Source organism: Camelimonas fluminis (genome assembly GCF_014656355.1).
Classification (GTDB): Bacteria; Pseudomonadota; Alphaproteobacteria; order Rhizobiales; family Beijerinckiaceae; genus Camelimonas; species Camelimonas fluminis.
This window is the reverse complement of sequence record NZ_BNCG01000001.1, coordinates 105,239-129,558: the sequence shown is the minus strand read 5'-3', so window position 1 is coordinate 129,558 and position 24,320 is coordinate 105,239. Positions and strand designations below refer to the sequence as shown.

Here is a 24,320-nt window from a genome sequence, read left to right as displayed (position 1 = left end):
ACTTTTCCCAGCGGGCCGGACGCCGCCTCGCGTGAGGAAACGCGTTGGTTCAAAGCGATGGAGCATTTTCCGTGAACTGGTTTTCACCGAAAACGCTCCAGCCACGCCGGATGCATGTCACCTGGAGGCATGTCACCTGGATACACGTCACCTGGAGGCCGTATTGCCGGCGCGGGCCGCGATGTGCCGGAGCACCAGCACGCGCGTGCCCTGCGGACAGCGCTGGTACAGATCGATGACGTCCTCGGGGAACATGCGGATGCAGCCGCTGGAGGCGTCGGCGCCGATCGACCACGGCTCCGTCGTGCCGTGCAGCCGGTAGCCGGTGTCCTGGCCGTCGCGATACAGATACAGCGCGCGTGGGCCCAGCGGATTGTCGGGGCCGCCAGGCATGAAACGCGGCAGGTTGGGCCGACGCTTCAGCATGTCGGCGGGCGGCGACCACGGCGGCCAGATCGCCTTGCGGTCAATCTGGGCCCGGCCGAACCATTGGAAACCTTCCTTGCCGACGCTGACGCCATAACGCAGCGCCGTCCGGTTCTCAAAAATCACGTAGAGAAAGTGGTGGCGCGTGTCGACCACAACCGTGCCCTGCGGCTCGTCCGAATAATACTGGACGAGCTGGCGGCGCCAACGCGGATCGATCACGTTGAAATTGGTGCGTCGGTAGCTCTGGCCGCGATCGGTCGCCATGCCGGCGAAATAGCGCGCGCTATCCTGGGGTCGCGCCAGCGCTGGCCCGGCGGCGCTGGCGATGACCGCCGCCGCAATTCCTCTGACGACGCCTCTGCGGCTGATGTCCCCCACGCTCCGCCCCCGGTGTTCAGCCCGGCTTTTCAGCACGGTTTTCGGCTACCTGGGCACAGTGGCGGTGAATGGTAAATTTTGCGCTAACCAAGGCGATGGAGCGTTAAGACAAAAGGCTTTGGCAGGACTGAATACCTTTCGACTGACGAAAGTTGACATTCATCATTCGTCAGTTACACCTGTTGCAAAAGCCCGCGCTGCGGCCGCCTGATGAGACCCCGCATGACCCGTCTGTCCAGTTTTGTGCGATCAATCCGCGTTCCCGGTTCCGGCGATGCGCCAGCGAGCCACAAGGGCGTTTTCCGGGGCGGCCGATGGCGCGGCGGCTTTGTTCCGGCAATCGCCCTTGCGGGCCTGACCGCCCTCAGCGCCTGCAACGACAAGACGCCGGCGAAGACCAGCGCGGACCGGCCTGTGCTGGTGGCGACAGTGCGCTATGGCGAGGAAGATCCGGCCCGGACCCTCGTCGCCACCATCCGCCCGCGCGTTGAGAGCGATCACGGTTTTCGCGTTGGCGGCAAGGTCGCCCGTCGCGCCGTGGAAGTGGGCCAGGGCGTCCGCGCCGGCGACACCCTCGCGGTGCTCGACGACGTCGACCTGAAGCTCCAGGCCGAGCAGGCGGAGGCCGAGCTGCGCGCCGCCACCGGCGCCCTCGCCCAGGCCACCGCCGCTGAAAAGCGGGCCGCCGACCTGCGCCAGCAGGGCTGGTCAACCCAGGTCGCCGTCGACAACAGCCGCGCCGCGGCGGAAGAAGCGCGCGGCCGCATCGCCCGCGCCGGGCGCGCCGTCGAACTGACCCGCAACAGCATCTCCTACGCCCGCCTGAAGGCCGACGCCGACGGCGTGGTGACGGCGACCCTGATCGAGCCAGGCCAGGTGGTGGCCGCCGGCCAGCCGGCCATCCGCATCGCCCGCAGCGGCGAGAAGGAGGCGATCGTCGCGGCGCCCGAAATCATGCTGGAGCGCATCCGCAAAGGCGAGGCGACGCTGACCCTGTGGGCGCGTCCCGACAAGACGTTCAAGGCCAGCCTGCGCGAGTTGTCGCCTTCGGCCGACACCGTCACCCGCACCTATCAGGCCAGGTTCTCGCTGCCCGACGCCGACAATGACGTGCAGATCGGCATGACCGGAACCCTGTCGGTCAAGGCGGCGCATTCCGACCGCGTCGCCCGTCTGCCTTTGGCCGCGCTGTTCAACCAGAACGCGGGTCCCGCCGTCTATGTGGTCAAGCCGGACGGCTCCGTCGCGCTGACGCCGGTGAAGGTCAAGGCCTACGACAGCCACGACGTGATCATCGCCGGCGGCGTCAACGAGGGCGACAGAGTGATCGCCATGGGCGTCCACAGCATCGACCCGGCGCGGAAAGTCCGCGTCGTCGACAGCCTGAGCTTCTGAGGCGTCGCGATGAAGGGTTTCAACCTCTCCGCCTGGGCCGTCCGCCATCCGGCCCTGATCCTGTTCCTCATTATCGCCGTCAGCGCCGGCGGCCTCATCTCCTATCTGCGGCTCGGCCGCGCCGAGGACCCTTCCTTCACCATCAAGGTGGTGATCGTCACGGCGATCTGGCCGGGCGCCACCGCGCGCGAGATGCAGGAGCAGGTGGCCGATCCGATTGAGAAGAAGCTGCAGGAGCTGCCGTATTTCGACAAGGTCATCACCTATGTGAAGCCGTCGTTCACGGCCATGCAGGTGGCGTTCCGCGACACCACCCCGCCGAAGGACGTGCAGCAGCTGTTCTACCAGTTGCGCAAGAAGATGAGCGACCTGAAACCGTCGCTGCCCTCTGGCCTGATCGGGCCGAATTTCAACGACGAATACGGCGACGTCGACTCGATCCTTTACATGATGACCGGCGACGGCGCCGACTACGCCCAGATGAAGAAGGTGGCGGAAGGCCTGCGCCAGGCCCTGCTGCGCGTGCCCGACGTCACCAAGGTCAATCTGTACGGAACCCAGGACGAGAAGATCTTCGTCGAGTTCTCGCACGCCCGCCTCGCCACGCTCGGCATTCCGGTGCAGTCGCTGTTCGACAGCCTGGCCCGCCAGAACGCCGTGGTTCCCGCCGGCGTGGTCGAAACCAACGCCCAGCGCGTGCCGCTGCGCGTCACCGGCGCGCTCGACGGGGCCCGGGCGGTGGAAGAGACGCCGGTGGAGGCCAACGGCCGCGTCTTCCGCCTCGGCGACATCGCCACTGTGACGCGCGGTTTCAAGGACCCGCCGGACTATGTCATCCGTCAGGAGGACAAACCCGCCATCGGCATCGGCGTGGTTATGGCGCGCGGCGGCAACATCCTCGACTTCGGCAAGAACGTGAACGCCGCCAAGGATCTGTTCATGGCCGCGGCACCCCAGGGCGTGTCCCTGACCCAGGTGGCCGACCAGCCGCTGGTGGTCGACCACGCCGTCGGCGAGTTCGTGCGTTCGTTCATCGAAGCGCTGGGCATCGTGCTGCTGGTCAGCTTTGTGTCGCTTGGCTGGCGCACCGGCATCGTCGTCGCCCTGTCGGTGCCGCTGGTGCTGGCCATCGTCTTCATCGTCATGGCCGCCATGGGGCTGGACCTGCACCGCATCACGCTCGGCGCGCTGATCATCGCGCTCGGCCTGCTGGTCGACGACGCCATCATCGCCATCGAGATGATGGTGGTGAAGATGGAGCAGGGCGTGAACCGGATGGAGGCGGCGGCTTTTGCCTGGACCTCCACCGCCTTTCCGATGCTCACCGGCACGCTGGTCACCGCCGCCGGCTTCCTGCCGATCGGCTTCAACAATTCGGCCACGGGCGAATACGCCGGCGGCATTTTCTGGGTGGTGGCGATCGCCCTCGTCGCCTCATGGTTCGTGGCGGTGATCTTCACGCCCTATCTCGGCGTGAAGCTGCTGCCGCAGATGAGCAAGGGCCACCACGACCCCAACGCCATCTACCAGACGCGGCTCTATCGCGGCCTGCGCGCCGTGATCACCTGGTGCGTCAACCACCGTCTGGTCGTCGTCGCCGCCACGGCCGGCGTGTTCGTGCTCGCCCTTGTCGGCTTCACCAGGGTGGAGCAGCAGTTCTTCCCGCTGTCGGAGCGTCCGGAGCTGTTCCTGCAGATGCGCATGCCGGAGGGCACCGGCATGGGCGCCACCACGGCGACGGCGCAGCAGGCGGAAAAGCTGCTGCACAACGACAGGGACATCGCCACTTACACCACCTATGTCGGCCAGGGCAGCCCGCGCTTCTGGCTGGGCCTCAACCCGCAGCTCCCGAACGAAGCTTTCGCGGAAATCGTCATCCTGACCAAAGGGGTGGAGGAGCGCGAGCGCGTCAAGGCGCGGCTCGACAAGGCGATTGCCGACGGCGCCCTCGCCCAGGCCCGGGTGCGCGTCGACCGCTTCAACTTCGGCCCCCCCGTCGGCTTCCCCGTGCAGTTTCGCGTCATTGGCCCGGATACCGGCAAGGTGCGCGACTACGCCAATCAGGTGCGCGACGTCATGCGCGCCAACCGCAATGTAATCGATCCGCATCTGGACTGGAACGAGCAGAGCCCCTCGGTGCGGCTGGTGGTGGATCAGGAACGCGCCCGCGCCCTCGGCCTGACGCCGCAGGATCTGTCGCAGTCGCTGCAGACGCTGCTCTCCGGCGTGACCGTCACCACGGTGCGCGATGGCGTCGAGAAGGTCGACGTGGTGGCCCGCACCCTCCCCTCGGAGCGTCTCGATCTCGGCAAGATCGCCGACCTCTCGGTGATGACCCGCGGCGGCGCCTCCGTGCCGCTCGCCCAGGTCGCCCGGCTGGAATATCTGCATGAGGAGCCGATCATGTGGCGGCGCAACCGCGACATGGTGATGACCGTGCGCGCCGACATCGTCGACGGCGTCCAGGCTCCGGACGTGACCATGCAGATCTGGCCGCAACTGAAGGCGATCAGCGACGCCATGCCGCCGGCCTACCGCATCGAGATGGGCGGCGCCATTGAGGAATCGCAGAAGGGCAACGCCTCGCTGGTTGGTCTGCTGCCGTTGATGGTCATCATCATGCTCACCCTGCTGATGGTGCAGTTGCAGAGCTTCTCGCGCCTGGCGCTGACCTTCATGACCGCGCCGCTGGGCATCATCGGCGCCACGCTCGGCCTGTTGCTGTTCCGGCAGCCGTTCGGCTTCGTGGCGCTGCTCGGCCTCATCGCGCTGGCCGGCATGATCATGCGCAACACGGTGATCCTGGTGGATCAGATCGAGACCGACGTCGCCCATGGCGCGACCCGGCGCCAGGGCATCATCGAGGCCACGGTGCGCCGCGCCCGGCCTGTGGTGCTCACGGCGCTGGCGGCCATCCTCGCCATGATCCCGCTGTCGCGTTCGGCATTCTGGGGGCCGATGGCGACGACGATCATGGGCGGCCTGTTCGTCGCCACCTTCCTGACGCTGCTGTTCCTGCCGGCGCTCTATGCCCTGAGCTTCCGCAAATCCCTGGACACGCAGCCTGCCGGGGCCAATAACGGAGCCATGACGGAGGCCCCGAATACATGATGCGGAACGATCGCCAACCCGTCCCGGTCGCGCCCGCGACCGACAGCCACGCCGCCGCCCGGCTGCGCGTGCTGGAAACCGCCGAGCGGCTGTTTCGCGAATACGGCTACCAGAAGACCGCCGTGGCGGACATCGCCCGGGCCCTCGGCATGAGCCCGGCCAATGTCTATCGCTTCTACGAATCGAAGCGCGCCATCTTCGAGGCGGTGGCCATCAACCTGCTCGACGTGGTGGAGCGTGGCCTTGAGGCGGCGGTCCGCGTCGACGGGACCGCGGAGCAGCGCCTGCGCGCCCTGCTGGAAGCCAACCACCAGCTGAGCATGCGCTATTTCGTTGGTGATTCCCGCATCCGCGACATGGTGGCGGTGGCCGTCAACGAACGTTGGGCGGCCATCGACGACCATGTCGAGCGGGTGCGGCTGATGACTGAACAGATCATCCGCGACGGCGTCGCCGAGGGCGCCTTCTTCACCGACAGTCCGGCCACGGCCAGCGCCTGCATCATGGTCGGCTGGCTGCGTTTCTGCCATCCCCTGCTGATCGACGAGCCATTCGCGCACGGACCAGAGCTGGATCAAATGGCCGATTTTCTGATTGGCGCGTTGCGCGCGCGCTGATGTGTTGTTTGGCGCGCTGCGCCGGGAGACGTCGCGATGATGGTGATCTGGGGCCGAGCCAATTCGACCAATGTCCGCAAGACCCTGTGGTGCGCCGGGGAACTCGGCCTGACCTTCGAACGGCGGGACGCCGGCGGCGCCTTTGGCGTTGTCGACACGCCGGAGTACCGGGCGCTCAATCCCAACGGCCGCATCCCCTGCCTGCAGGACGGGACGCTGACCCTGTGGGAGTCAAATGTCATCGTCCGCTACCTGGCGCGGCGTTACGGCTCTGAACCGTTTGCCCCGACGGATCTCGCCGCATGGGCCAGCGCCGACAAATGGATGGACTGGACCACCGCCAATCTCGCCGAACCGTTCCGCGACGTATTCTGGAACATGGTGCGCCGCACGCCGGAAGAACGCGACGGGGCGGCGCTGGCGGCTGGCCTCGACGCCTGCTCGCGTCTCCTCGCCATCCCGGACGCGGCCTTGGCGGAAAAGCCGTTTCTCTCGGGCGAAGCCCTGGGCATTGGCGACATTCCGCTCGGCTGCATCGCTTACGCATGGTTTTCGATGCCGATCGCCCGGCCGGACCTGCCGCATCTGGCCGCCTGGTATGCGCGGCTGCGCGCGCGTCCAGCCTATCGCACCGCGGTCATGACGCCGCTGACCTGAGGTTTCACCGCATCGGACCCTCCCGCGCCGGATGCGTCTCCGCCGCCTCTTGCGATACCGGCCAGGATCAAGCATTGACGGCGCAAATCATTGATTGGAGAGTCCCATGGCATACCGTTCCAGCTGGATGACCGACGACATCGCCAGCTTCAGCGAGCAGTTCCGCCGTTATCTGCAGACCGAGCTTGCGCCGCACGCGATGCGCTGGCGCGAAGAGAAGATGGTCGACCGCTCGGCCTGGCGCGGCCTTGGCGAGATGGGCGCCCTGCTCTGCTCGATTCCTGAAGAGTACGGCGGCCTCGGCCTTTCCTTCGCCTGGGACGCGGCGGTGATGCAGGAGCTGGAGACCTGGCTGCCGGAAATGGCCACCGGCGTCAGCGTGCATTCGGTGATCTCCGCCCACTACATCAATGCGTATGGCACGCATGAGCAGAAGAAGAAGTGGCTGCCGCCGCTGGCGCGCGGTGAGAAGGTCGCCGCCATCGCCATGACCGAGCCGGGCGCCGGCTCCGACCTCCAGGGCGTGCGCACCACCGCCCGCCGCGACGGCGACCACTATGTCATCAACGGCGCCAAGACCTTCATCACCAACGGTCAGCTCGCCGACATCATCGTCTGCGTCTGCAAGACCGATCCGACCCAGGGCGCGAAGGGCACCTCGCTGATCGTCGTCGAGGCTGAGGATCTGCCCGGTTTCCGTCGCGGCCGCAACCTCGACAAGATCGGCCTGCAGGCTTCCGACACGTCGGAGCTGTTCTTCGACGACGTGCGCGTGCCCGTCGCCAACCTGCTCGGCCCCAAGGAGGGCGAAGGTTTCGTCCAGCTCATGCAGCAGCTGCCGCAGGAGCGCGTCAGCCTCTCCATCCAGGCCGTCGCCGCCATCGAGCGCTCGGTCGACATCACCGTCGACTATGTCAAGGAACGCAAGGCGTTCGGCAAGCAGTTGCTGGACTTCCAGAACACCGCCTTCAAACTGGCCGAGCGCAAGACCGAGGCGACCATCGCCCGCGTCTTCATCGATCACTGCATCGAGCGCCTGATCGTCGGCGACCTCGACACGGTGACCGCCTCCATGGCCAAGTACTGGATCACCGACAAGCAGAGCCAGACGGCCGACGAATGCCTGCAGCTGCACGGCGGTTATGGTTATATGCAGGAATACGAGATCAGCCGCCGCTATATCGACGCGCGCATCCAGCGCATCTATGGCGGCACCAACGAGATCATGAAGCTGGTCATCTCACGTTCGCTCTGAGCCCCGCCAGACCCGGTTCAATACGGGCGGGTCTGACATTGGCGAGCGCTTTGGCATTTGTCCGGAAGCAACGTTCGCGGCCGGGCCAATAACCCGCCGCGGGAAAACTCTGGGCCGCGCGGCGACAAAATCTTGTCGCTGCCTCCACTTTCGCTACCAGACGCCCGGATGTCATCATCCGGGCGTTTTGTTTTGTCATCAGACGCAGCGGGAAAACGCTGCGGCTCCGCCGGAACACCCTGTCTTCCTGTTCAATCAATCGGAAAACCGCGCCAACGCTCTTGAACCCGGGCGCAAAATCTGCATCTCATATAAAATATACATAAAACAAAGAACAAGCGCGGGAATGGAAACAGAAACCAATCACCAGGGAGGCGTCCGCACCGAAAGTCTTGCCTTGCAGGCCTACCGGCATTTTCGCAGGCAACTGATGGCGGGGCGGTACAAGCCAGGCCAGAAAATCAAGCTGAAAGAGGTCAGCGAGGAACTGGGCATCAGCGCCACGCCCATCCGCGAGGCGCTGGGTCGTCTGGTCTCCGAGCACGCCCTGTTTCAGGTCGACCGCCGTTCGGTGCGCGTGCCCATCATGGATGCGGAACGCTACCGCCATATCAGCGACGTGCGCGTGCTGCTGGAAGGCGAGGCCGCCGCCCGCGCCGCGCAACTGGCGACCCCGGAGGACATCACCGCCCTGGAAGACATCCACGAAGCCCTTTGCGTCGCCCACGAGCAGGGCAAGGCGGAGGAGCTCATGGCGGTGAACGAGCGCTTCCATCAGGCGCTCTGCGCGATCGCAGCCATGCCGGTGCTGCACCACATGGTGGAGAACCTCTGGCTGCAAAGTGGGCCGACGATGAACGCCTTTCGCGATTATCCGCCCCGCGCGCCCCGACAGCGCCACGCCCACCTGATGATCATCGCGGCGTTGCGCCAACGCGACCCGGAAGCCGCGCGCAAGGCGCTGACCCTCGATATCCGCGCCAGCGTCGAGCGGATCGTCGCTTATCTGGACGAGCACAAGGTCAACGCGGGATAGGGCGACACAGGACACGCCAGGACGTTTCAGACATGCGGACGCCGCCGCGTCCGGGCGGCCGCCAGGGCTTCGCCGTCGCCAGACGCCATAGCTTGGCCTGGCTTTACTTGGCTTGGCCTGGCCTGGCCCGTCGCCATGCGCTCCCGTTCAGCAATTGGGCGCAATCTCATGCCAGGTCGCGAAGCTGCTGACGCCGCCGCGACGGCAAAACGCAAATCAGTGTGGGCAAATCCGTGCAGGGGCTGCGTTGCGCCGCCCAAGCCCCACCAGGACGCAAAGGGCCATGCCCTTCGCGTTCTGGGTCAGCCCCCAGGCCCGCGATAGGCGCGCCCGGGCAGCGATGGATCAAGCCCGCGCCCGACCGGCTGCCCACCCATTGGACCAGGCTGGGAGCCAGGGTTGGCCGCGGGACGCGGCAGCGGCGCGGCGGTAGCAGGCGCCGGGCCATCCTGGGCCGGACGCGGGACCTGCGGAACCAGCGTTCCCCCGCCCTGACCCGCCGGCGGCGCCACTGATGGCGTCGTCTGGACCGGCGCTGCGCCAGGAGCTGGCCCGAGATAACGCGCGCCTCCCGGCGTCTGGTAGCCTTGCGGCGGGGCCGGAACGTTGGGCGTCGACGGCTGCTGTTCAATCTGACGTCGTTGCGGCCGGACGGTCTCTGGCTGCGGTTGCGCCGCCGGCGCGGCCCTCCGCCGGGGCGGCGCCGACATCGTTCTGGCGGGGCGACGCGGCGCGGCCTGGCGCGGCGCAGGCGGCTCTACGTAGCGACGCGGACGCGGCGACTGGACGCGGCGGGGTTCGCTGTGACCATTCCAGCGCCCCAGCAAGCCGGATTGCGGCTGAAGATCATCATTGCCGAGCAGTGGCCGGTACCCGAAACGGGTCTCCTGCGCTGGCGCGGAGCGGGCGCGTCCGGACCGCCGCGTGCTGCCAATCGGATCCGTGCGGCTGTAGCCGCGCAGCAGGCCGATCAACCCGCCAGGGTTTCCGCGCGACGGGTCCAGAATGGCCCCGCCCCGGGACTGCCGCCGCCCCGACGCCTGGGCAAGCTGTATGCGCGGCGTTTCATCCGCCGGCGCCTGTTCAATCGGCGACAGTTTCAGTCCCGCCGTTTCCACCCCCCGGGCCAACGCCGGAGTTGCGGGCGCCGTGAGCATCAGCTGCTCGCTCATCTCCGCCAGTTGGTCCAAGGTCGCCCTGGCGCTGCACAGGCGGATGCGAACCACCGCCGGCGTCACGCCCTTCAGGGTCCCGGCGTCCCCCGGGAAATCGCGGATCGACTGCCAGGCAAAAAGACAGCGCCCGCCGTCGGCAGGCGCGCCGATGGAGACGTGCATGGCCCCATAGCGGCTCTTCAGCATCCGCCCTGGCAGCGGCGTCATGGCGACCCCGGGGAAGCGGCTGGCGAGTTCGGCCTCGAGTTGCGTTGCGGATGGCGCAACAGCGTCCCGGCCGAGCACGATCTCAAGCGTATTGGCGCCCATATGCCCGCCCGACAGGACAATGCGCTGACGCATCCCCGACCCGGCGTCACTTTCCTCAACCGCCATAACGCGCCCGGCCGAAGGCGGCAATGAAGCAAGCGCTGCTGAGGCAGGCATGGCGTAGGCGCTGGCGTTGGCCAGAACCAGCATGACGGCGCCGGCAGCGGCCCGGAAGCGGGTCGATGTCACGCTCATCCGCGCCCGGTTCCACGCCTGGTCCCTGAACGGCATATCCACCAGCAACTCCATCAACGACCGTCCAGAACAGCAACGGGCAAGGCGCCATCTCACCACAAAAGGGAACCTGGACACATCCACAAAAACTGGAGCAGGCTCCGTTCATACGGATGCGGCGTTGCGCCCCGTCTCCCGGGTTTGATGCGCTTTCCTGGAGCAATTCCCGATCTACATGGATCGGGGATTGCTCCAGTTTCCCTTGTTTTGAGCGAATTCTGATCGACCAGACGATTCCGTCTGGTCGGAAAGCGCTCTAGCCCAAACTGGTATCTACTTTGCTACGATCTGGAGCAAAATCTGCTCAGATCGAAACAGAGTTTGCCTGTCGCTTGATGTGACCAGTTCCAGTGGGGCCCACTCTTCCCGGTCATGCTCTAGCGGCCACCGATGTACTGGTCCGCGTGCCGCTGTTCGGCCCACAACGTGCCTGCAGGCGCCGGCTGGGTGGCGTGGGTTGGCTCGGTTGCCGTCGTCAGCCCGTTCCACGCCGGCAGCAGTGAAAATCCGTAACGCTCGTAAGGCATCGGACCGACGCCAGGCACCCGACGGGCCACGAGCGGCCACGGTCCCTTCACCGGCTCCACCAGATAGCCCGTCGTCACAGGCGCATATGGCGCCCCGACAACAGCGCCGGCGCCCACGCCGGCATAGCGCAACGGATTGGCCGGATTGACGCTGATCGGGAACTCCTTCGCCGTCAGTTTTGGCTGCGCCGGCGCGCCCTGCAATGGCTGACCACGCAGGTCCACGCCGCCCTGCGTCGAGTCGGGCGCGGGAACGCGCGGCACGGAGCCGCGCAAACCGGAACCCGCGAGCCCCTGGTTTTCCGCTGCGCCTCCACCCTGCATCCGGGCGATCTGCTGGGGGTAGTTCTGGCCAAGGTAGTTCACGCCGTCCTGCGCCTGGGGGGCGGCGACGTCCTCCACTGCGGCCTTGCGACGGTTCTTCCCGCGTCGCTGCTCCGCCTGCTGCCGCTCCTGCAGGTCACAGGGCGTCGGCGGCTTGATGGTTCCATCGGGAAACACCAGCTCGACCACCTTGTAGAACAGCCCGTCGTAGCGGTTGATGACATCGGCCAGGGTCTGCCGGTCTTTCATGCGATCGAGCGCCAGGGCGTAGCCGTAAGCGGTCGCCTCCTTGGGATACCAGGCCATCGCCCGCGAAAACCACTGGAGCGCCACGTCATACTGGCATGAGTTGTAGGCGTACCAGGCCAGCCCCTGAGCCGCCTCGCCGGAGGTGATCTGCATCGCCACCTGACCATAGCGCGCCAGGCGCTCCGGCTCGATATAGGGCGGAATGGTCTTGGTCAGATCCCGCTCGAGAATGTCGACATACAGGATCATGTTGTTGATCAGCGAATTGCGCCAGGCATAGGCGACCTCCTCCGCCTCCCTGTACATGGTCAGATTGACCAGCGTCAGCGCCAGACCATGGGCGACCATGGCGTCACCGCCCTTGCTGATGCTGGTTTTGAACCAGTCGAACGCCTGCCGGTAGTCCTTCTGGTTATAGAAATACCATGCGACAAGCGCCGCCTGGGCCCCGTCGTCAACGCTGTTGGCGTACTCCTCGAAACGGCGCAATTCGGCCGGATCCACCGGCTGCGTCCGTTCTTCCTTGAGGAAGGCGCTGATCCGCGCGCGGATGATGTCGATGGCGATCGGCTCCAGTTCGCTGGCGCCATTGACCTGGCGCGCCATGGCGACGAGCTGGTCCACGTCGTTCATGGGCAAAACCGCCATCGCCTTCTGCACCGTCGCGATTCGCTCCTGCGAATTGTTGTTCGTCGACAGGATCAGCTTGTAGGCGTCCAGAGCTTTCTCCGGCTGGCCGGAGCGCGCCTCCGCCGCCGCAACCAGCCACAGCAGATCCAGTTCGAGGTCACGCTCGTTAAGCCCGGAATCCCGCAGCGCCGCCAGCACCAGCTTCTCACGTCCTTCGCGCGACGCCTTCTCGATCTCCATGCGAAGCATCTTGCGGGCGATCTTGTTGCGCAGATCGCGCGACGGCTGCCAGCCCGGCTCACTTTTGCGGCGCGATTCAATCGCCGCCTTCAGCTCGTCCAGGCGATCAGCCGCGAACAACGCCCAGAAAGGCTCCTCGTCGCCGGAGGTGTTCTCCGCCGCGTCATAGACCTCTGGCGGTGGGGTCCAGCCGGGGTACAGCCGCTGGATGCGGCGCAGCTCGGCGTCGGCCCGCTCTTTCTGGCGGCTGAGAACGTAATACCGCAGGGCCGAAAGATCGGGTTGCACGCCAGGGCGCGCCACGGGCCGTCCGTCCGCCGCTTTCTCCGTGAGCGGTCGCCCGCCGTTCACCGCTGGCGCAGGCGCGATCTGGCCGCCGGGCTGCGACCCGTCGAGCTGGATCATGCCCTGGCCGGCGTCGATCACGCCCTGGCCGGCGCCCTGGCCAGACGGTCTGGCGAGCGGCTCAAGGGAAGGTTGCTGCGCCTGGGCGGCCAGACCACCCAGACCCGTTAGCAGAGCCAGTCCGGAAGCCGCCAGCAGAATGGCGCGACCACCGCGCCGCCGGGCAATCACCCGCCCCGCCCCCGCACCATGATTCTCGCGCCGCTCACGCCTCATCGCCCGCCCCCCCGCAGACAATTCGGATAACGCATCTGCATGGCGATCACGGACATCAGATGCAAAATGGCCGGATAGTAATTTTCATTGGCGCGCGGGCGGAGGAAATCTTCCGAAGCGGGCGTGCCGTTGACGGCGCACAGCGTTACCGCCGCGATCGACGCATACCCGCTTTCATTCATTCCCTGGGCGCGTCCGCTTCTGGCGTCCACCACCCCGGTGCCCTTGCCGCCTGGCGACCACAATTTCACAAACGGCGCGTAGTCCGCCCGGTCGCCCAGGCCGGCCCAGGCCATGTAAAGCGGAATGCGAATGGCGTTGTAGCCAAAGTTCTGGGGGAAACCCTCAGCCGGCTTGAGGGTCGCGCTCCTCGCCGACATCCATTCCGTCGGCAGTTGCGCCGGGCCAAACCGCCCCTTGGCGAGAAGCTCCATACCCGACCGGCTCAGGCCCGCCCAGTCGATCTCCGGCGCAACCAGGTAGAGGCGCGGGAACGCCGGGAACACCCAGTAGGACACATTGACCACCGGGCCATCAGGCCGCTGTTCCGCGCCGAAACCGAAAATCGAGGGCAACAGCAGGGCGCCCCACCGGGTCTTGAACAGCACCGTCTTGCGGCCAACCTCGACCGCGATGCGCCGCCCCTCAACCCGGTAAGCGACGTTGTTCCACAGCTCTCCCGCCTCGGCCAGCGCCCACGCGACGAGGATATCGCCGTCGGTGGCGTTGTTCATGTCGCCGACGCCCGGCCGCTTGTCCGGGTCCCAGCGCCAGGCGATCAGCTTGTCGTCACGCACCATGAGGTTGGCGCGGGTCCAGCCCCAGATCCGCTCAAAGCCTTCCCGGTCATTGGCGGCGACAGCGGCGAGCATGCCATAGCCCTGCCCCTCGCTATGGCTGATCATGCCATTGGCGGTGTCCACCACCCGCCCCTGATCCGTGACGAAACGCGCCTTGAAGGCCGCCCAGATCTCGGGCGACTTGAGAGCGCCGCCAAGCGGGATGACCCGCGCATCCAGCCGCAACTCCGGGTCGGCCGCCGCCTGGGCGTTTCCGGTCTGGCCGTTTACAGCCTGACCTGACGGCTGCTGGCTCTGAAACGGCTGTCCCGGCGTCTGGGCCTGCGCGCCGTCGCACGCCATGACGAGAGCGCCGGCGCCAATGAGCAGGGCGTGAAACAGGCTTTTCAGGCGGTGCGACCGCGGGCCGATGCTCTTCACTGTTTCCGTCCAATATTACGCAACAGCCATGTGGTCGCGCCGCCAAGGAATATGGCGACGAGCAGGGACGACACCACATAGACGCTCGGATTATGCGACAGCCAGCTCGCGGCCACCAGCCGTGCATTCACAACTGAAAATACGGTGGTGGGCATAAAGTACGTTTCACGCGGCGCGATGGTTGTCACTTCGCCGGAAGCAGCGTCGAGCAGCGTCTTCTGGCCACTGACCTGGGACCATACCAGCGGATCGGTCAGACAGGCCGTAGCGTCGAACAGGTCCGCGCCATTGGGGGCGGTCACCAGCGTCAGCGCCGCCGCGGAGCCACCCGTGAGCACGCTCTGGGCCATCACCAGAGAGGTCGGAGGCGGCACCTGAATTGTCTGTCGCGTCTTGCCGCTGGCGTCCTGCACCAGCGATTTCGCGCCGCTGGCCATGCCGGCCCCGAGGGAAACGATATTGTTGAACAGACCCCGCACCTGGGCGAGCAGGCTGGTGCGGCCGTAGATGTTCTCGTTCCATTGCGCCAGCACGTCGCGATCCGGCAGCGCGGTCGTATCCAGTCCAGCTCTTCCGGCTCCCGGCGGCGCCTGAGCCTCCAGGCGCGGCGTGACAACGCCCGCGTCGCTGACCTTCGGCATCATGCAATAGCCCGGCAGGTTCCGGGTCAGCGCCGTGCGCTGACGCGCCAGCTGCGCATAGGTCGATGGCCCGGCCGGATCGACGGCCGCCGGGTTTTGCCGGTTGGCCCAGGCGGATTTCAGCGCCGCGGCGTCAACGCCGACAGCGGCGAGCGTCGCGTCTGAAAGCGCGCCCGCGGGCGCGACAACGAGGGTGGAGCGCTTGCTGTCAGCTGGCGGAGTCACCGTGACGTCGAGATCGATCACCATGTCGGCGGCAAGCGCCATCTGCGCCGCGAGCGTCGCGGCGGCGCCCACGGCGCTCTTGTCCGGCGAAGGCAGGAAGAGCTGCGTGCGCTCCCCAAGCGTCAGCGGAAACGCGGCGGACGTGTACAGCGCCAGATTGGGCATATCCGCCACGCGCGCCAGCGTCGGAATGATCAGCTCGCTGCTGTCAAGCAGCAGGAACCGCTTGGGCGCGCCAATGGCGGCGACCGGATCACAGGTTTTGTCGGCCGGCGACGGCACGCGCGCCAGGATCTCCACCCGGTTGAACCCGGGCTTCAGGCGGCCGAGCGGGAACGGGATCTCGTTGCTGCGGAACACCTCGCCATCACGACGCGCGAGCACCGTGGTGGCGGCGTCACGGCCGTTGACGCTGATGGAGATTTGCGGTTCCGGGCCAAGGCCCGCCACGTAGCCTCCATCGAGACGCAGGCGCACCTTGGCGTAGTCCGAGGTGTAGAAGTCTGGCGGCAGCACCAGATCAAACGCAACCCGGAACAGACGGCCGTTGAACTCGACGCTGGGGATGTTGAGCTGGCGCAGCGATATGCGTCCGGCGCCCGGCACGCGCAGACCCCGGTAATTCGCCAGCGCCGCCAGGCCGGATGGCGAGCCCCGCGCCTCCTCCGGCTTCGCCAGGCTTTCCAGCGCTTCGGCCAGGTCCTGATCGTTCTGACCGGTCACGACCAGCATCGGCCGGCGACCGGCGCCTGCGGGCAGCAGCGCCACCCGCGGCCCCGTGACCGCGCCAAGCCCTTCAACGCCGGGCTGGCGCGCGATATCCTTGTAAACGCCAACCAGAAGGTTCATGCCGGCGTCGCCCAGCGCCGCCGGCCCCATGTCAACCACGGGCTGCAGGAAGCGGCCGCGCAGGGCCACGCCCTGCACCGCCTTCATGACCTGGTCCATATTGCCGATGGTCGTCCGGCCAGGGATCACCGCACGCACCGGGAAGGCGCCAAAACTGTCTGGCGCCAGCGACGCGACGTCCTGGGCGTCGAGCACACGGTTGGGCGCGTCCGACACCAGCAGGCCGGTGTTGGCCGCATCGATCTGCGTCCACAATTCATAGGTCGCGCCAAGCGAGCAGTCGACGCGATGACGCATGTCCGCGGTCAGGCGAATTGAATTCCAGCCCGGGCGCATCAGCTCTGGCGGTATGTCGAACACCACGTAGCGCGTGCCGCTGGGCGCCTGCAGGTTGGTCTGGCCGAGCACCACGTCATTGACGACCAGGGTCAGCACCGAGGCTTCCGGCATCACGGAAATGGCCGTCAGATAGCTGACGCGGAACCGGAGGCGGGAACGGGCGTCGCTGTCGGTCAGGTAGACCGGCCACTCGGTCGCGTCGATCTCGCCGCGCAAACGGTAGCCATGCAGGTTAACGGGCATGCGGCGCAACTGCACGCCGGCCTCCCGCAGGAACTCCCCGTCCTGACCCGATGCGCTCTGGACGTTGGGCGCGGAACGGCCGTCATCCGTTGCGGAGCCGCGCGGCAGGAATGACCGGATGCGCTGGGGCAAACCGCCTGGCGGAGCGCCAAACACCACCCGCCTGCCCTGCAACGTGGGGTTCGGCGCCGCCGACCCGCCTGATTGGGCGGCGGGCGCCGCCGGCTGCAGCTGGGATTGCGGCAACTGCCGGGGCTGCGCGCCCCCTGCCCCTTCCGGCGGGGGAGGCGGGGCAGGGGGCTGCTGCGCGCCGCCCCTGGAGCCTGATTGCAAGGGCGCGGCGGCGTCCAGCAACCCCTGGGCGCGCAGGTCCGTCGCCAGCGGCAGGAACGCCGTCAGGGCGATGACAGGCATGGCCCGCCGCAGGAACCGCCACATCGGGAAAGAAGCCGGGCGCGTCTTCAACACTTCCGCCGCCTCCCTCATCGCGCAGCCAGAACAGAAGCAGGATCGGCCGCGAGGCCAGATTGCAAACGCTGCCCCTCATCGCGCGGGGCAACCGGCGGCGGGGCGCTCTCGGACGCCGCGCCGGCTGACTGCTGGCGCGGCTTCAACGCATAGCTCAAGGCGCGAAACGGACCGGTCACGCCCCATTTCATCATCAGGGCGGTGCCCCGGATAATGTCCATATGCTTGCGGCGACCTTCCAGCCACCGCGACAGGGCCTCGCGCTGTCCGTACATCAGATCCGCCAGCACGGCGTAGTGCCGCGGCTCCAGCGCGCCAAACCGGGTCAGCAATCCTCCCTGCTCGCCCTCGCGATTCTGCCGGGAGAAAATCACCGGCAGGCTGTCGCGGGCGGGCATGGCGCCCACGGGCTGGATCAGCAGACGTCCGGGGAGATCGCCAGCCGGCAAATCGCGCGGCGCCTCCGCCATCAGGCGCAGCACGCAATCGGCGCTCGACACATTGTCGATCATCACCGGGATTTTATGGCCGCCAACCATCAGCACGCCGCGCCGCTCGATATCCAGCGACGGCTGGCGGGCCGCGGTGCGACGCTCGGCCACCGCGCCCAGACAGGCGCCGGCGATCATCAGATTCAGTGCGTTCCACAGTCCCACGATGATCATCGCGGCCGAGACGCCGGGTTCGGTGAAGAAGCGGTAGGTCACGACCGCCATGGCCAGCAACAATACGCCAAACAGCACAAAGAACGGCCACGCCAGCTCCGAGAGATGATCGTCGAAGGACACGTCGTTCTTCGCTGTCACGTTGAAGCTTGGCTTGCGCGGGTTCAGCAGCACCGCGCCAATCGCCCGCACCAGGAACATGCCCTGAAGCGTCTCGTACATCTCCGACACCCATGGCCAGCGCACCCGGCCATACAGGTAGTTCTGCAGCATCAGCGACGCGATCATGTAGGTGAAGGTGAAGGCGATCGACTCATCGACCGTGGCGACGAAAATGCGCAGATCGAGGAAGATGTAGAGCAGCGGGATGAACAGGAAGATCAGGCGTGGAACCGGGAAGAACCAGAAGCTCATGCTCGACAGATAGGAAATCCGCTGCATGAACGACAGGCCGCGCTTGAAAGCCGGATTCTTCAGCATCAGGATCTGGAACATGCCCTGGCACCAGCGCGTGCGCTGGCCGACGAACGAGACGAACGTATCCGGCTGCAGGCCGGCCACCATCGGCTTGTCCACGTAGACGCTATGCCAGCCGCGCGAATGCAACTCGAACGCCGTCTCGCAATCCTCGGTGATCGTCACGCCATGGAAGCCGCCGGCGGTTTCCAGCGCCTCACGTCGCAGCACGGCGGCCGAGCCGCAGAAAAAAGCGGCGTTCCATTTGTCGAGGCCGCGCTGGGTGACCGAGTAGAACATTTCGTTCTCGCTCGGCATGTGCCCGAAGGTGCCCAAATTTTTCTCAACCGGATCCGGGTTGAGAAACACGTGCGGCGTCTGCACCAGGAACAGCTTGGGGTCCTCGACGAAATAGCCGACTGTTTCCTGCAGGAACTCGCGGAAAGGCACGTGGTCGGCGTCGAGAACAAGGATGAGATCGCCAGACGAGTGCTGCAGGCCGTTGTTCATGTTGCCGGCCTTGGCGCGCTCGTTGCGCTCACGCGTCAGATAGCGGACGCCCAGTTCGGCGCACAGGGTCTGCAGGGTGGCGCGCCGCTGGCGGGCGGCCAGCGCCTTTTCCGGATCGCGGTCGCCGCACTTCTGGTCGGTGCCGCCGTCATCCAGCAGCCAGACGTTGAGCTTGTCGGCAGGGTAATCCATGGCTCGCGCCGCCGACAGGGTCAGCGCCAGCATCGCCGGATCCTCGTTATAGGACGGCACAAAAACGTCGACGCTGGGCGCCTCGCTATCAGCGAGCCGGCGCGCGCGCGGGCGCTTCAGGGGATCTGCGTTGATCACCAGGGTCATGGCGAGGAAGAAAACGCAGTACAGCTCGCCCATCAGCAGGATCAGACCCGCTGCGAAACCCGGCGCATCCGTAGCTGGCGGCAACGTGTTCGTGATGCGCCAGAAGGCATAGCGGATCACCAGCAGCGTGCCGAGGGCGAGAAAGATCTGACGCGACAGGAACCCGGTCATGAACAGCCAGACCGCGATCATGCCAAGGATGACGGCGAGCCCCAGCACGAGCTGGATCGGCACGCCCACGGGCAGGGTCAGGAAGACCAGGGTGACGCTGCCGAAAACAATCCAGGCGAGCCATCTGAGCGCTGCAACCATTTTCCTGTCCCCTCCCGCCACAATTGATGGCTCACGGAGAATTACGAAAATGTGAAGTGCAGCAGATTACCGCAGATTGCAACAGTAGATAGTGACATAATGCGGTGTCTGCGTCTTGCCGTCCATACGGCGTAACGGTCGCGCCAATCAGGACATGTCAGCGCGGTCAAAAGGTCACGCGCGAGTCAACAAGGACATAACCGCCAGGCCCGCGCCGGCTGTCGCGGACATATCCGCCCGACACGCCAAACTGGAAACGGCCAAAGGTGAGGCCGCTCAGGTGCGCGCCGATGCGCCACTGCTTGTAAAAGTCGTCGCCAAGCATCGAGAACTCGGGGCCGATGAACGTGCGATCATACAGGGCGTACCCCGCCTTGAAACGGGTGTAATAGGCGTTGGCGTGGGTCGAGTACGAACCATATGCCGACACCATCGTGTAGGGCGTCGGATTGGCGTACAGCTCGCCGACCACACGAAGGCCATAGCCATGGCCACGGGTGCCATTGCTCGGATCGACCGGATCCAGCTTGATGTTCTGGTAGTTGAAACCGATGTAGGCGGCGACGTGAACGTCGGGCTCGGCCCATTCGTAACCAACAAGGGCGGAGCCTGACTGCTGGTTGCCGATGATCTTTGCGTCGTCGCCGCTGCGATACTCGAACGACCCGACCTGCCCTTCCACACGGGCGCGCCAGCCGGAGGTCTGGTCCAGATCGCCTGTCAACGCGGCCGTGACCGAGGTGTTGGCGAAAATCGAATTGCTGGTGGTCGCTGTGACCGAGGTGTCGATGGCAATGATCGAGCCTGCCGGTTGCGCGCTGGCGCCCGAGCCATAGCCGGACGTCCAGTCCGCCGCCCCGGCGGCGCCCGCCAGGGTCGTCAGGGCAATCGTCGCGCCGGCCAGGCGCATGGCGCGCCGGGCGGCAGGAACAAGACAACGCGCGTGATCGACCTTGCCGGATGCCATCTGCCTGCTTCCCGTCCGAGAGCCTGGCAGAAACGCGCCAGACCTATCCTCACGCCCCATGGGTGCCCGGGATTGGTTAACTGGCCGTTAAGGTTAAGGCGGATTTTCACGGTCTCGTGATCGACATTCAGCCAAAGGTCAGCAGTTTCAACAAAAAACGCCGATCACTATCCCTAGGACAGAAGTCCCGTGATCTGCCTGACGTTCGGCAAAACTGCGAAAATCCGGATTGACCGGAGAACTGACGCGCACAGAACCGCGCGCCGGGCAGCCGTTTGCCCGAATCATCCCGGGACGGCCGATGGAAAGTCCCCGCGATCGGACCAGAGAAATCTCCCGCCGCGCACTGATCCGGCGAACCTCCCCGCATTCGGACCGCAAATACAGGGCGGCAAGCGCCCCATGCTGGGGAAAGGACGGCGCCGCAGCCCCGACTGTCCCCGGCGGCGAAGCCTGGACAGCAAAAAAGGCGACCCGGAACGGATCGCCTGCGCATCTTGTCCTGTCCGGACGGCAATCCCGCCCGGAATGATCAGCGGCGACGGAACCCGCCACGCTGCGGAGGGCGTCCGCCAGGGCCGCCAGGACGCTCGTCCTTGTGGCGATAGACCAGCCGGGCCTTGTCCAGATCGTAAGGCGACATCTCAACAGTAACCCGGTCGCCAGCCAGCGTCTTGATGCGGTTGCGCTTCATGCGCCCCGCCGTATAGGCGATCACCTCATGACCACCCTCAAGCTGGACGCGGAAACGGGCGTCCGGCAGGATCTCGGTTACGAGACCATCAAATTCAATCAGTTCTTCCTTGGCCATACAGTCTCTTCTCGCATCATACGGGGTATCCCCGCTCCCTGCATCCGCCCGGAAAACAGCCTGACAGCACATGCAGGCGTCAACGCAATGGACGGCGGGACGGGCGAAAGCCCGGCGCCGTCAGCCCGACGCGTGGTGCGGGCGCACAGAAACGCCCGGTTGCTTGCCCGCCTATATGGCGCAGATCGGCTACAATATAAAGTGCCTGTGCAATCCGCAGTATCAAATATTTACGATAGGCGCGCAGAATAGCGACCGGGCGCAGCGGGGCGGCGTGACGCACGGCGGCCGGCGACCGGACGCAGCGTCAAGCGGAAGCGAGCAGCGCCAGCAACGCCGCTCCATATGTCCTTGCTACTTGTAAACCCATCTCGGGCCAGCACCTGTCCGCCAACACGCATCGTCTGAACGAGCCGACGGCCCAGCCCCCGCCAGACCCGGCTCCGGAATACGCCAGCCGCCGCGCGCTATCGCAAGCCCGGCCGTCGGGCCGCCCCTTTTCGCATGAAGCGGCAACCACGCGGCCTTGATGCACAACGCGGATAGAACAACGCGAAAGTCGCGGTAATAATACTGCGTCGGCGAAACCAGCTGTTCCCGCCGCTCGCCATGCGCAGGCGCAATGTCACTGACATTTACGACCAGGCGGGCGCGGACGATTGAACGGACGCGGCGGCCCAATGGAGCGCGCCTGTGACCAGACACACGCCATCAAGCCACGCCCCACTGATCCCGCATGCCTCCGCGCGACGGACCACGCCCCAACGACGGCGACGCGCCGCCATACCCGGGCTCGCCCCATGCCCGCTCAGCCTATTCATGCCGGACCACGAAACGCTGACGCATCCATGACCTGCAAAGTCGCAATCGCAATCAGCGCAACGCATTTCCCAAAATGGAAACACATTGCGCCGACTGTGTTCCCTCTCACCAAAACCCAATGAGGCAAGCCCATCGGGTGTTGGCGTCAGCCGCATTCTCGCGAATAACAAGATGTACGGTCACTACATTTGAATAATCGTTCAAACCGACCAGCAGACCTGCATCAGGGAATGCGCCGCTCAATGATGAATGTGGGCGCGACCGCCGCCAGGAGACGCTCAGGCGGGCTGGAGGCTTCCGGCGGCCTGCTTGCCCGTGCGCCGATCGATCTCAACCTCGAAACCAACCTTTTGCCCCTCCATCAACCCGCGCATGCCCGCGCGCTCAAGCGCCGTCGCATGCACGAACACGTCCTTTCCGCCCGCGTCAGGCTGGATGAAGCCATAGCCCTTTTGCTCATTGTACCACTTGACGGTGCCAGTCTGCATTGATCGTCCTTTCGATCCATATGCGAGTCGACAGCTTTCATATCGCGTCGCCACCAGCGCGACCCAAGAAAATCGCCCCGCACTGCATCTTGTAGCCATTTCGTCGCCGCCACAGCTGACGACACGAATTTAATATCAATTAAAAACACATGGCTCAAGAATTATTTCTAATACAACTTAAGTTATACTTGGAGCAGAAAAACAACATCGCCACGCCGCGCGCGCCGCCCCCTTGACGGCCTGGCGTCCGCCATGGCCCAAACCATAATCCGGACATGGGGCTGCTCCTGTTGCGGGCGGCGCCCCGTCTTGCTAGAGGCTGTCGGGCGGCGAACCCAAGGCCGGGCGCGCAGGCAAGATCCCCGGCCCATTGCCGCCGCAGGGAGCAGACGCATGAAGTTTCGCAAGACCATGGCGATGGCGTTCGCCGCGCTTGCGCTTTCGGGGCCGGCGGTTACGGCGCGGGAAGCCGGGCTTTCCGGCGAGGTTCGCGTTGGCGAACTGAATTCCTATTCAACCCTGCCGTCTTTCACCGAGCCTTACCGCAAGGGCTGGCAACTGGCCGTTGAAGAGGTCAACGCAACTGGCGGCGTCAACGGCAAGAAGTTGACCGTGATCTCCCGCGACGACGGCGGCAAACCGGCCGAAGCGCTCACCGTCGCCAACGAACTGCTCTCGCGTGAGAAGGCGGACATGCTGGTCGGCGCCTTCTTCTCCAATGTTGGCCTCGCCCTCAGCGATTTCGCGAAACAGAAGAAGATTGTTTATCTCGCCGCTGAACCGCTGACCGACGCCATGGTCTGGTCCCAGGGCAATCCCTATACCTTCCGCCTGCGCGCCTCCAACTACATGCAGGCCCGCATGCTGGCCGAGGAAGCGGCGAAACTGCCGGCGAAGCGTTGGGCGGTGATCGCCCCCAATTACGAATACGGCCAGTCGGCCGTCGCCGTGTTCAAGAAGCTTCTGTCGGAAAAGCGCCCGGATATCGAATGGGTCGCCGAACAGTGGCCGCCCCAGGGCAAGATCGACGCCGGCCCGGTGACCCAGGCCATCGCCGCGGCGAAGCCGGAAGCGATCCTGAACGTCATGTTCGGCCCCGATCTGGTCAAGCTGGTGCGCGAGGGCAATGCGCGCGGGCTGTTCAAGGACCGCGCCGTGGTCAGCTTCCTCACCGGCGAGCCAGAGTATCTCGACCCGCTGAAGGATGAGGCGCCGGTCGGCTGGATCGTCACCGGCTATCCCTGGTATGACATCAAGACGCCGGAGCACGCGGCGTTCCTGAAAGCCTATCAGGAGCGCTTCAACGATTATCCGCGCCTTGGCTCGATCATTGGCTACAGCGCCATGCACGCCGCCGCCGCCATGCTGCGCAAGGCCGGCTCGACCGACGCCAGCAAGCTGATTGAGGCCGGGCGCGGCCTGTCGCTGACCACGCCGTTCGGACCGGTCACCTTCCGCCCCGCCGATCACCAGTCGACCATGGGCGCCTTCGTCGGCGTCACCGGCGTGCGCGACGGCAAGGGCGTGATGATCAACCCGGCCTATCGCAAGGGCGAGGACTACCTGCCGTCCGAAGCCGACGCCGCCAAAATGCGTCCGGCGGGCAACTGAGACGCGCCGGAGCCAGGGCGCGCATCCGATCCTGATGGGCGCAGCTCCGGGCCAGCGGTCTGCCGGGCGGACAGTGTGCTTCCCGACGGGGCGAATGGCGCCGCGCATCGGGAAACGCCTCATGGCGCGCGTCATCGCGTGCGTCATGGCAAGATAGATGACAGCCG

Annotated in this window: 16 protein-coding genes; 7 read left to right on the top strand and 9 right to left on the bottom strand. The window is 65.8% G+C overall.

The genetic code is table 11. The annotated features are described in order from the left end of the window. Positions 1-147: 147 nt before the first annotated feature. Positions 148-807: a L,D-transpeptidase gene (locus IE243_RS00585; protein WP_210319774.1), complete on the bottom strand. Its 660-nt coding sequence runs from the start codon at positions 805-807 to the stop codon at positions 148-150. Positions 808-1,029: 222 nt separating this feature from the next. Between IE243_RS00585 and IE243_RS00580 the strand changes: the two genes are divergently transcribed. The 6 genes from IE243_RS00580 to IE243_RS00555 all read left to right on the top strand — a co-directional run bounded on the left by IE243_RS00580 (position 1,030) and on the right by IE243_RS00555 (position 8,878). Further along, positions 1,030-2,202, top strand: a complete 1,173-nt coding sequence (locus tag IE243_RS00580; protein WP_191317412.1) for an efflux RND transporter periplasmic adaptor subunit — start codon at positions 1,030-1,032, stop codon at positions 2,200-2,202. 9 nt (positions 2,203-2,211) lie between these two features. Further along, entirely contained in the window at positions 2,212-5,313 is a 3,102-nt protein-coding gene (locus IE243_RS00575) for an efflux RND transporter permease subunit (protein ID WP_191317411.1), read from the top strand. Beyond that, positions 5,310-5,930, top strand: a complete 621-nt coding sequence (locus tag IE243_RS00570; protein ID WP_191317410.1) for a TetR/AcrR family transcriptional regulator — start codon at positions 5,310-5,312, stop codon at positions 5,928-5,930. The genes IE243_RS00575 and IE243_RS00570 overlap by 4 nt, the downstream gene beginning before the upstream one ends. Before the next feature lie 36 nt (positions 5,931-5,966). Next, positions 5,967-6,587 carry a glutathione S-transferase family protein gene (locus tag IE243_RS00565; RefSeq protein WP_191317409.1) on the top strand — a complete coding sequence of 207 codons (621 nt, stop codon included), beginning with the start codon at positions 5,967-5,969 and terminating at the stop codon, positions 6,585-6,587. A gap of 106 nt (positions 6,588-6,693) precedes the next feature. After that, positions 6,694-7,842 carry an acyl-CoA dehydrogenase family protein gene (locus IE243_RS00560; RefSeq protein WP_191317408.1) on the top strand — a complete coding sequence of 383 codons (1,149 nt, stop codon included), beginning with the start codon at positions 6,694-6,696 and terminating at the stop codon, positions 7,840-7,842. A 346-nt stretch (positions 7,843-8,188) separates the two neighbouring features. Further along, the gene (locus IE243_RS00555) at positions 8,189-8,878 is read left to right on the top strand and encodes a GntR family transcriptional regulator (RefSeq protein ID WP_191317407.1); all 690 of its coding nucleotides are present in this window, start codon (positions 8,189-8,191) and stop codon (positions 8,876-8,878) included. Positions 8,879-9,180: 302 nt separating this feature from the next. On the opposite strand, the gene bcsN is transcribed toward IE243_RS00555, so the two are convergent. The 8 genes from bcsN to IE243_RS00515 form a co-directional block, all read right to left on the bottom strand. After that, the gene (gene bcsN, locus IE243_RS00550; protein ID WP_191317406.1) at positions 9,181-10,611 is read right to left on the bottom strand and encodes a cellulose biosynthesis protein BcsN; all 1,431 of its coding nucleotides are present in this window, start codon (positions 10,609-10,611) and stop codon (positions 9,181-9,183) included. A gap of 362 nt (positions 10,612-10,973) precedes the next feature. Next, the gene (locus IE243_RS00545) at positions 10,974-13,187 is read right to left on the bottom strand and encodes a tetratricopeptide repeat protein (RefSeq protein ID WP_191317405.1); all 2,214 of its coding nucleotides are present in this window, start codon (positions 13,185-13,187) and stop codon (positions 10,974-10,976) included. Next, a complete protein-coding gene (locus tag IE243_RS00540; protein ID WP_244642557.1) occupies positions 13,184-14,407 on the bottom strand; it encodes a family 8 glycosyl hydrolase in 1,224 nt (407 codons plus the stop codon). The genes IE243_RS00545 and IE243_RS00540 overlap by 4 nt, the downstream gene beginning before the upstream one ends. Beyond that, positions 14,404-17,172 carry a cellulose biosynthesis cyclic di-GMP-binding regulatory protein BcsB gene (locus tag IE243_RS00535; protein ID WP_191317404.1) on the bottom strand — a complete coding sequence of 923 codons (2,769 nt, stop codon included), beginning with the start codon at positions 17,170-17,172 and terminating at the stop codon, positions 14,404-14,406. Before IE243_RS00535 ends, IE243_RS00540 begins: the two co-directional genes overlap by 4 nt. A 14-nt stretch (positions 17,173-17,186) precedes the next feature. Then, positions 17,187-19,454 (bottom strand): UDP-forming cellulose synthase catalytic subunit, encoded by a 2,268-nt coding sequence (gene bcsA / locus IE243_RS00530; RefSeq protein ID WP_191317403.1) that lies wholly within the window; start codon positions 19,452-19,454, stop codon positions 17,187-17,189. A gap of 166 nt (positions 19,455-19,620) precedes the next feature. After that, entirely contained in the window at positions 19,621-20,421 is an 801-nt protein-coding gene (gene bcsS, locus IE243_RS00525; RefSeq protein WP_191317402.1) for a cellulose biosynthesis protein BcsS, read from the bottom strand. A gap of 532 nt (positions 20,422-20,953) precedes the next feature. After that, positions 20,954-21,232, bottom strand: a complete 279-nt coding sequence (infA, locus tag IE243_RS00520; RefSeq protein ID WP_132001785.1) for a translation initiation factor IF-1 — start codon at positions 21,230-21,232, stop codon at positions 20,954-20,956. 1,100 nt (positions 21,233-22,332) lie between these two features. Beyond that, positions 22,333-22,542, bottom strand: coding sequence for a cold-shock protein (locus IE243_RS00515; RefSeq protein ID WP_191317401.1), 210 nt, complete (start codon positions 22,540-22,542; stop codon positions 22,333-22,335). Between the two features lie 393 nt (positions 22,543-22,935). Between IE243_RS00515 and IE243_RS00510 the strand changes: the two genes are divergently transcribed. Then, positions 22,936-24,153, top strand: a complete 1,218-nt coding sequence (locus tag IE243_RS00510; protein ID WP_373301520.1) for an ABC transporter substrate-binding protein — start codon at positions 22,936-22,938, stop codon at positions 24,151-24,153. Positions 24,154-24,320: the final 167 nt, after the last annotated feature.

Coding starts and splice junctions, on each gene's coding strand:
- IE243_RS00580 (WP_191317412.1), top strand. CDS start 1,030: ATGACCCGTCTGTCCAGTTTTGTGCGATCAATCCGCGTTCCCGGTTCC.
- IE243_RS00575 (WP_191317411.1), top strand. CDS start 2,212: ATGAAGGGTTTCAACCTCTCCGCCTGGGCCGTCCGCCATCCGGCCCTG.
- IE243_RS00570 (WP_191317410.1), top strand. CDS start 5,310: ATGATGCGGAACGATCGCCAACCCGTCCCGGTCGCGCCCGCGACCGAC.
- IE243_RS00565 (WP_191317409.1), top strand. CDS start 5,967: ATGATGGTGATCTGGGGCCGAGCCAATTCGACCAATGTCCGCAAGACC.
- IE243_RS00560 (WP_191317408.1), top strand. CDS start 6,694: ATGGCATACCGTTCCAGCTGGATGACCGACGACATCGCCAGCTTCAGC.
- IE243_RS00555 (WP_191317407.1), top strand. CDS start 8,189: ATGGAAACAGAAACCAATCACCAGGGAGGCGTCCGCACCGAAAGTCTT.
- bcsN (WP_191317406.1), bottom strand. CDS start 10,611: ATGGAGTTGCTGGTGGATATGCCGTTCAGGGACCAGGCGTGGAACCGG.
- IE243_RS00545 (WP_191317405.1), bottom strand. CDS start 13,187: ATGAGGCGTGAGCGGCGCGAGAATCATGGTGCGGGGGCGGGGCGGGTG.
- bcsA (WP_191317403.1), bottom strand. CDS start 19,454: ATGGTTGCAGCGCTCAGATGGCTCGCCTGGATTGTTTTCGGCAGCGTC.
- bcsS (WP_191317402.1), bottom strand. CDS start 20,421: ATGGCATCCGGCAAGGTCGATCACGCGCGTTGTCTTGTTCCTGCCGCC.
- infA (WP_132001785.1), bottom strand. CDS start 21,232: ATGGCCAAGGAAGAACTGATTGAATTTGATGGTCTCGTAACCGAGATC.
- IE243_RS00515 (WP_191317401.1), bottom strand. CDS start 22,542: ATGCAGACTGGCACCGTCAAGTGGTACAATGAGCAAAAGGGCTATGGC.
- IE243_RS00510 (WP_373301520.1), top strand. CDS start 22,936: ATGAAGTTTCGCAAGACCATGGCGATGGCGTTCGCCGCGCTTGCGCTT.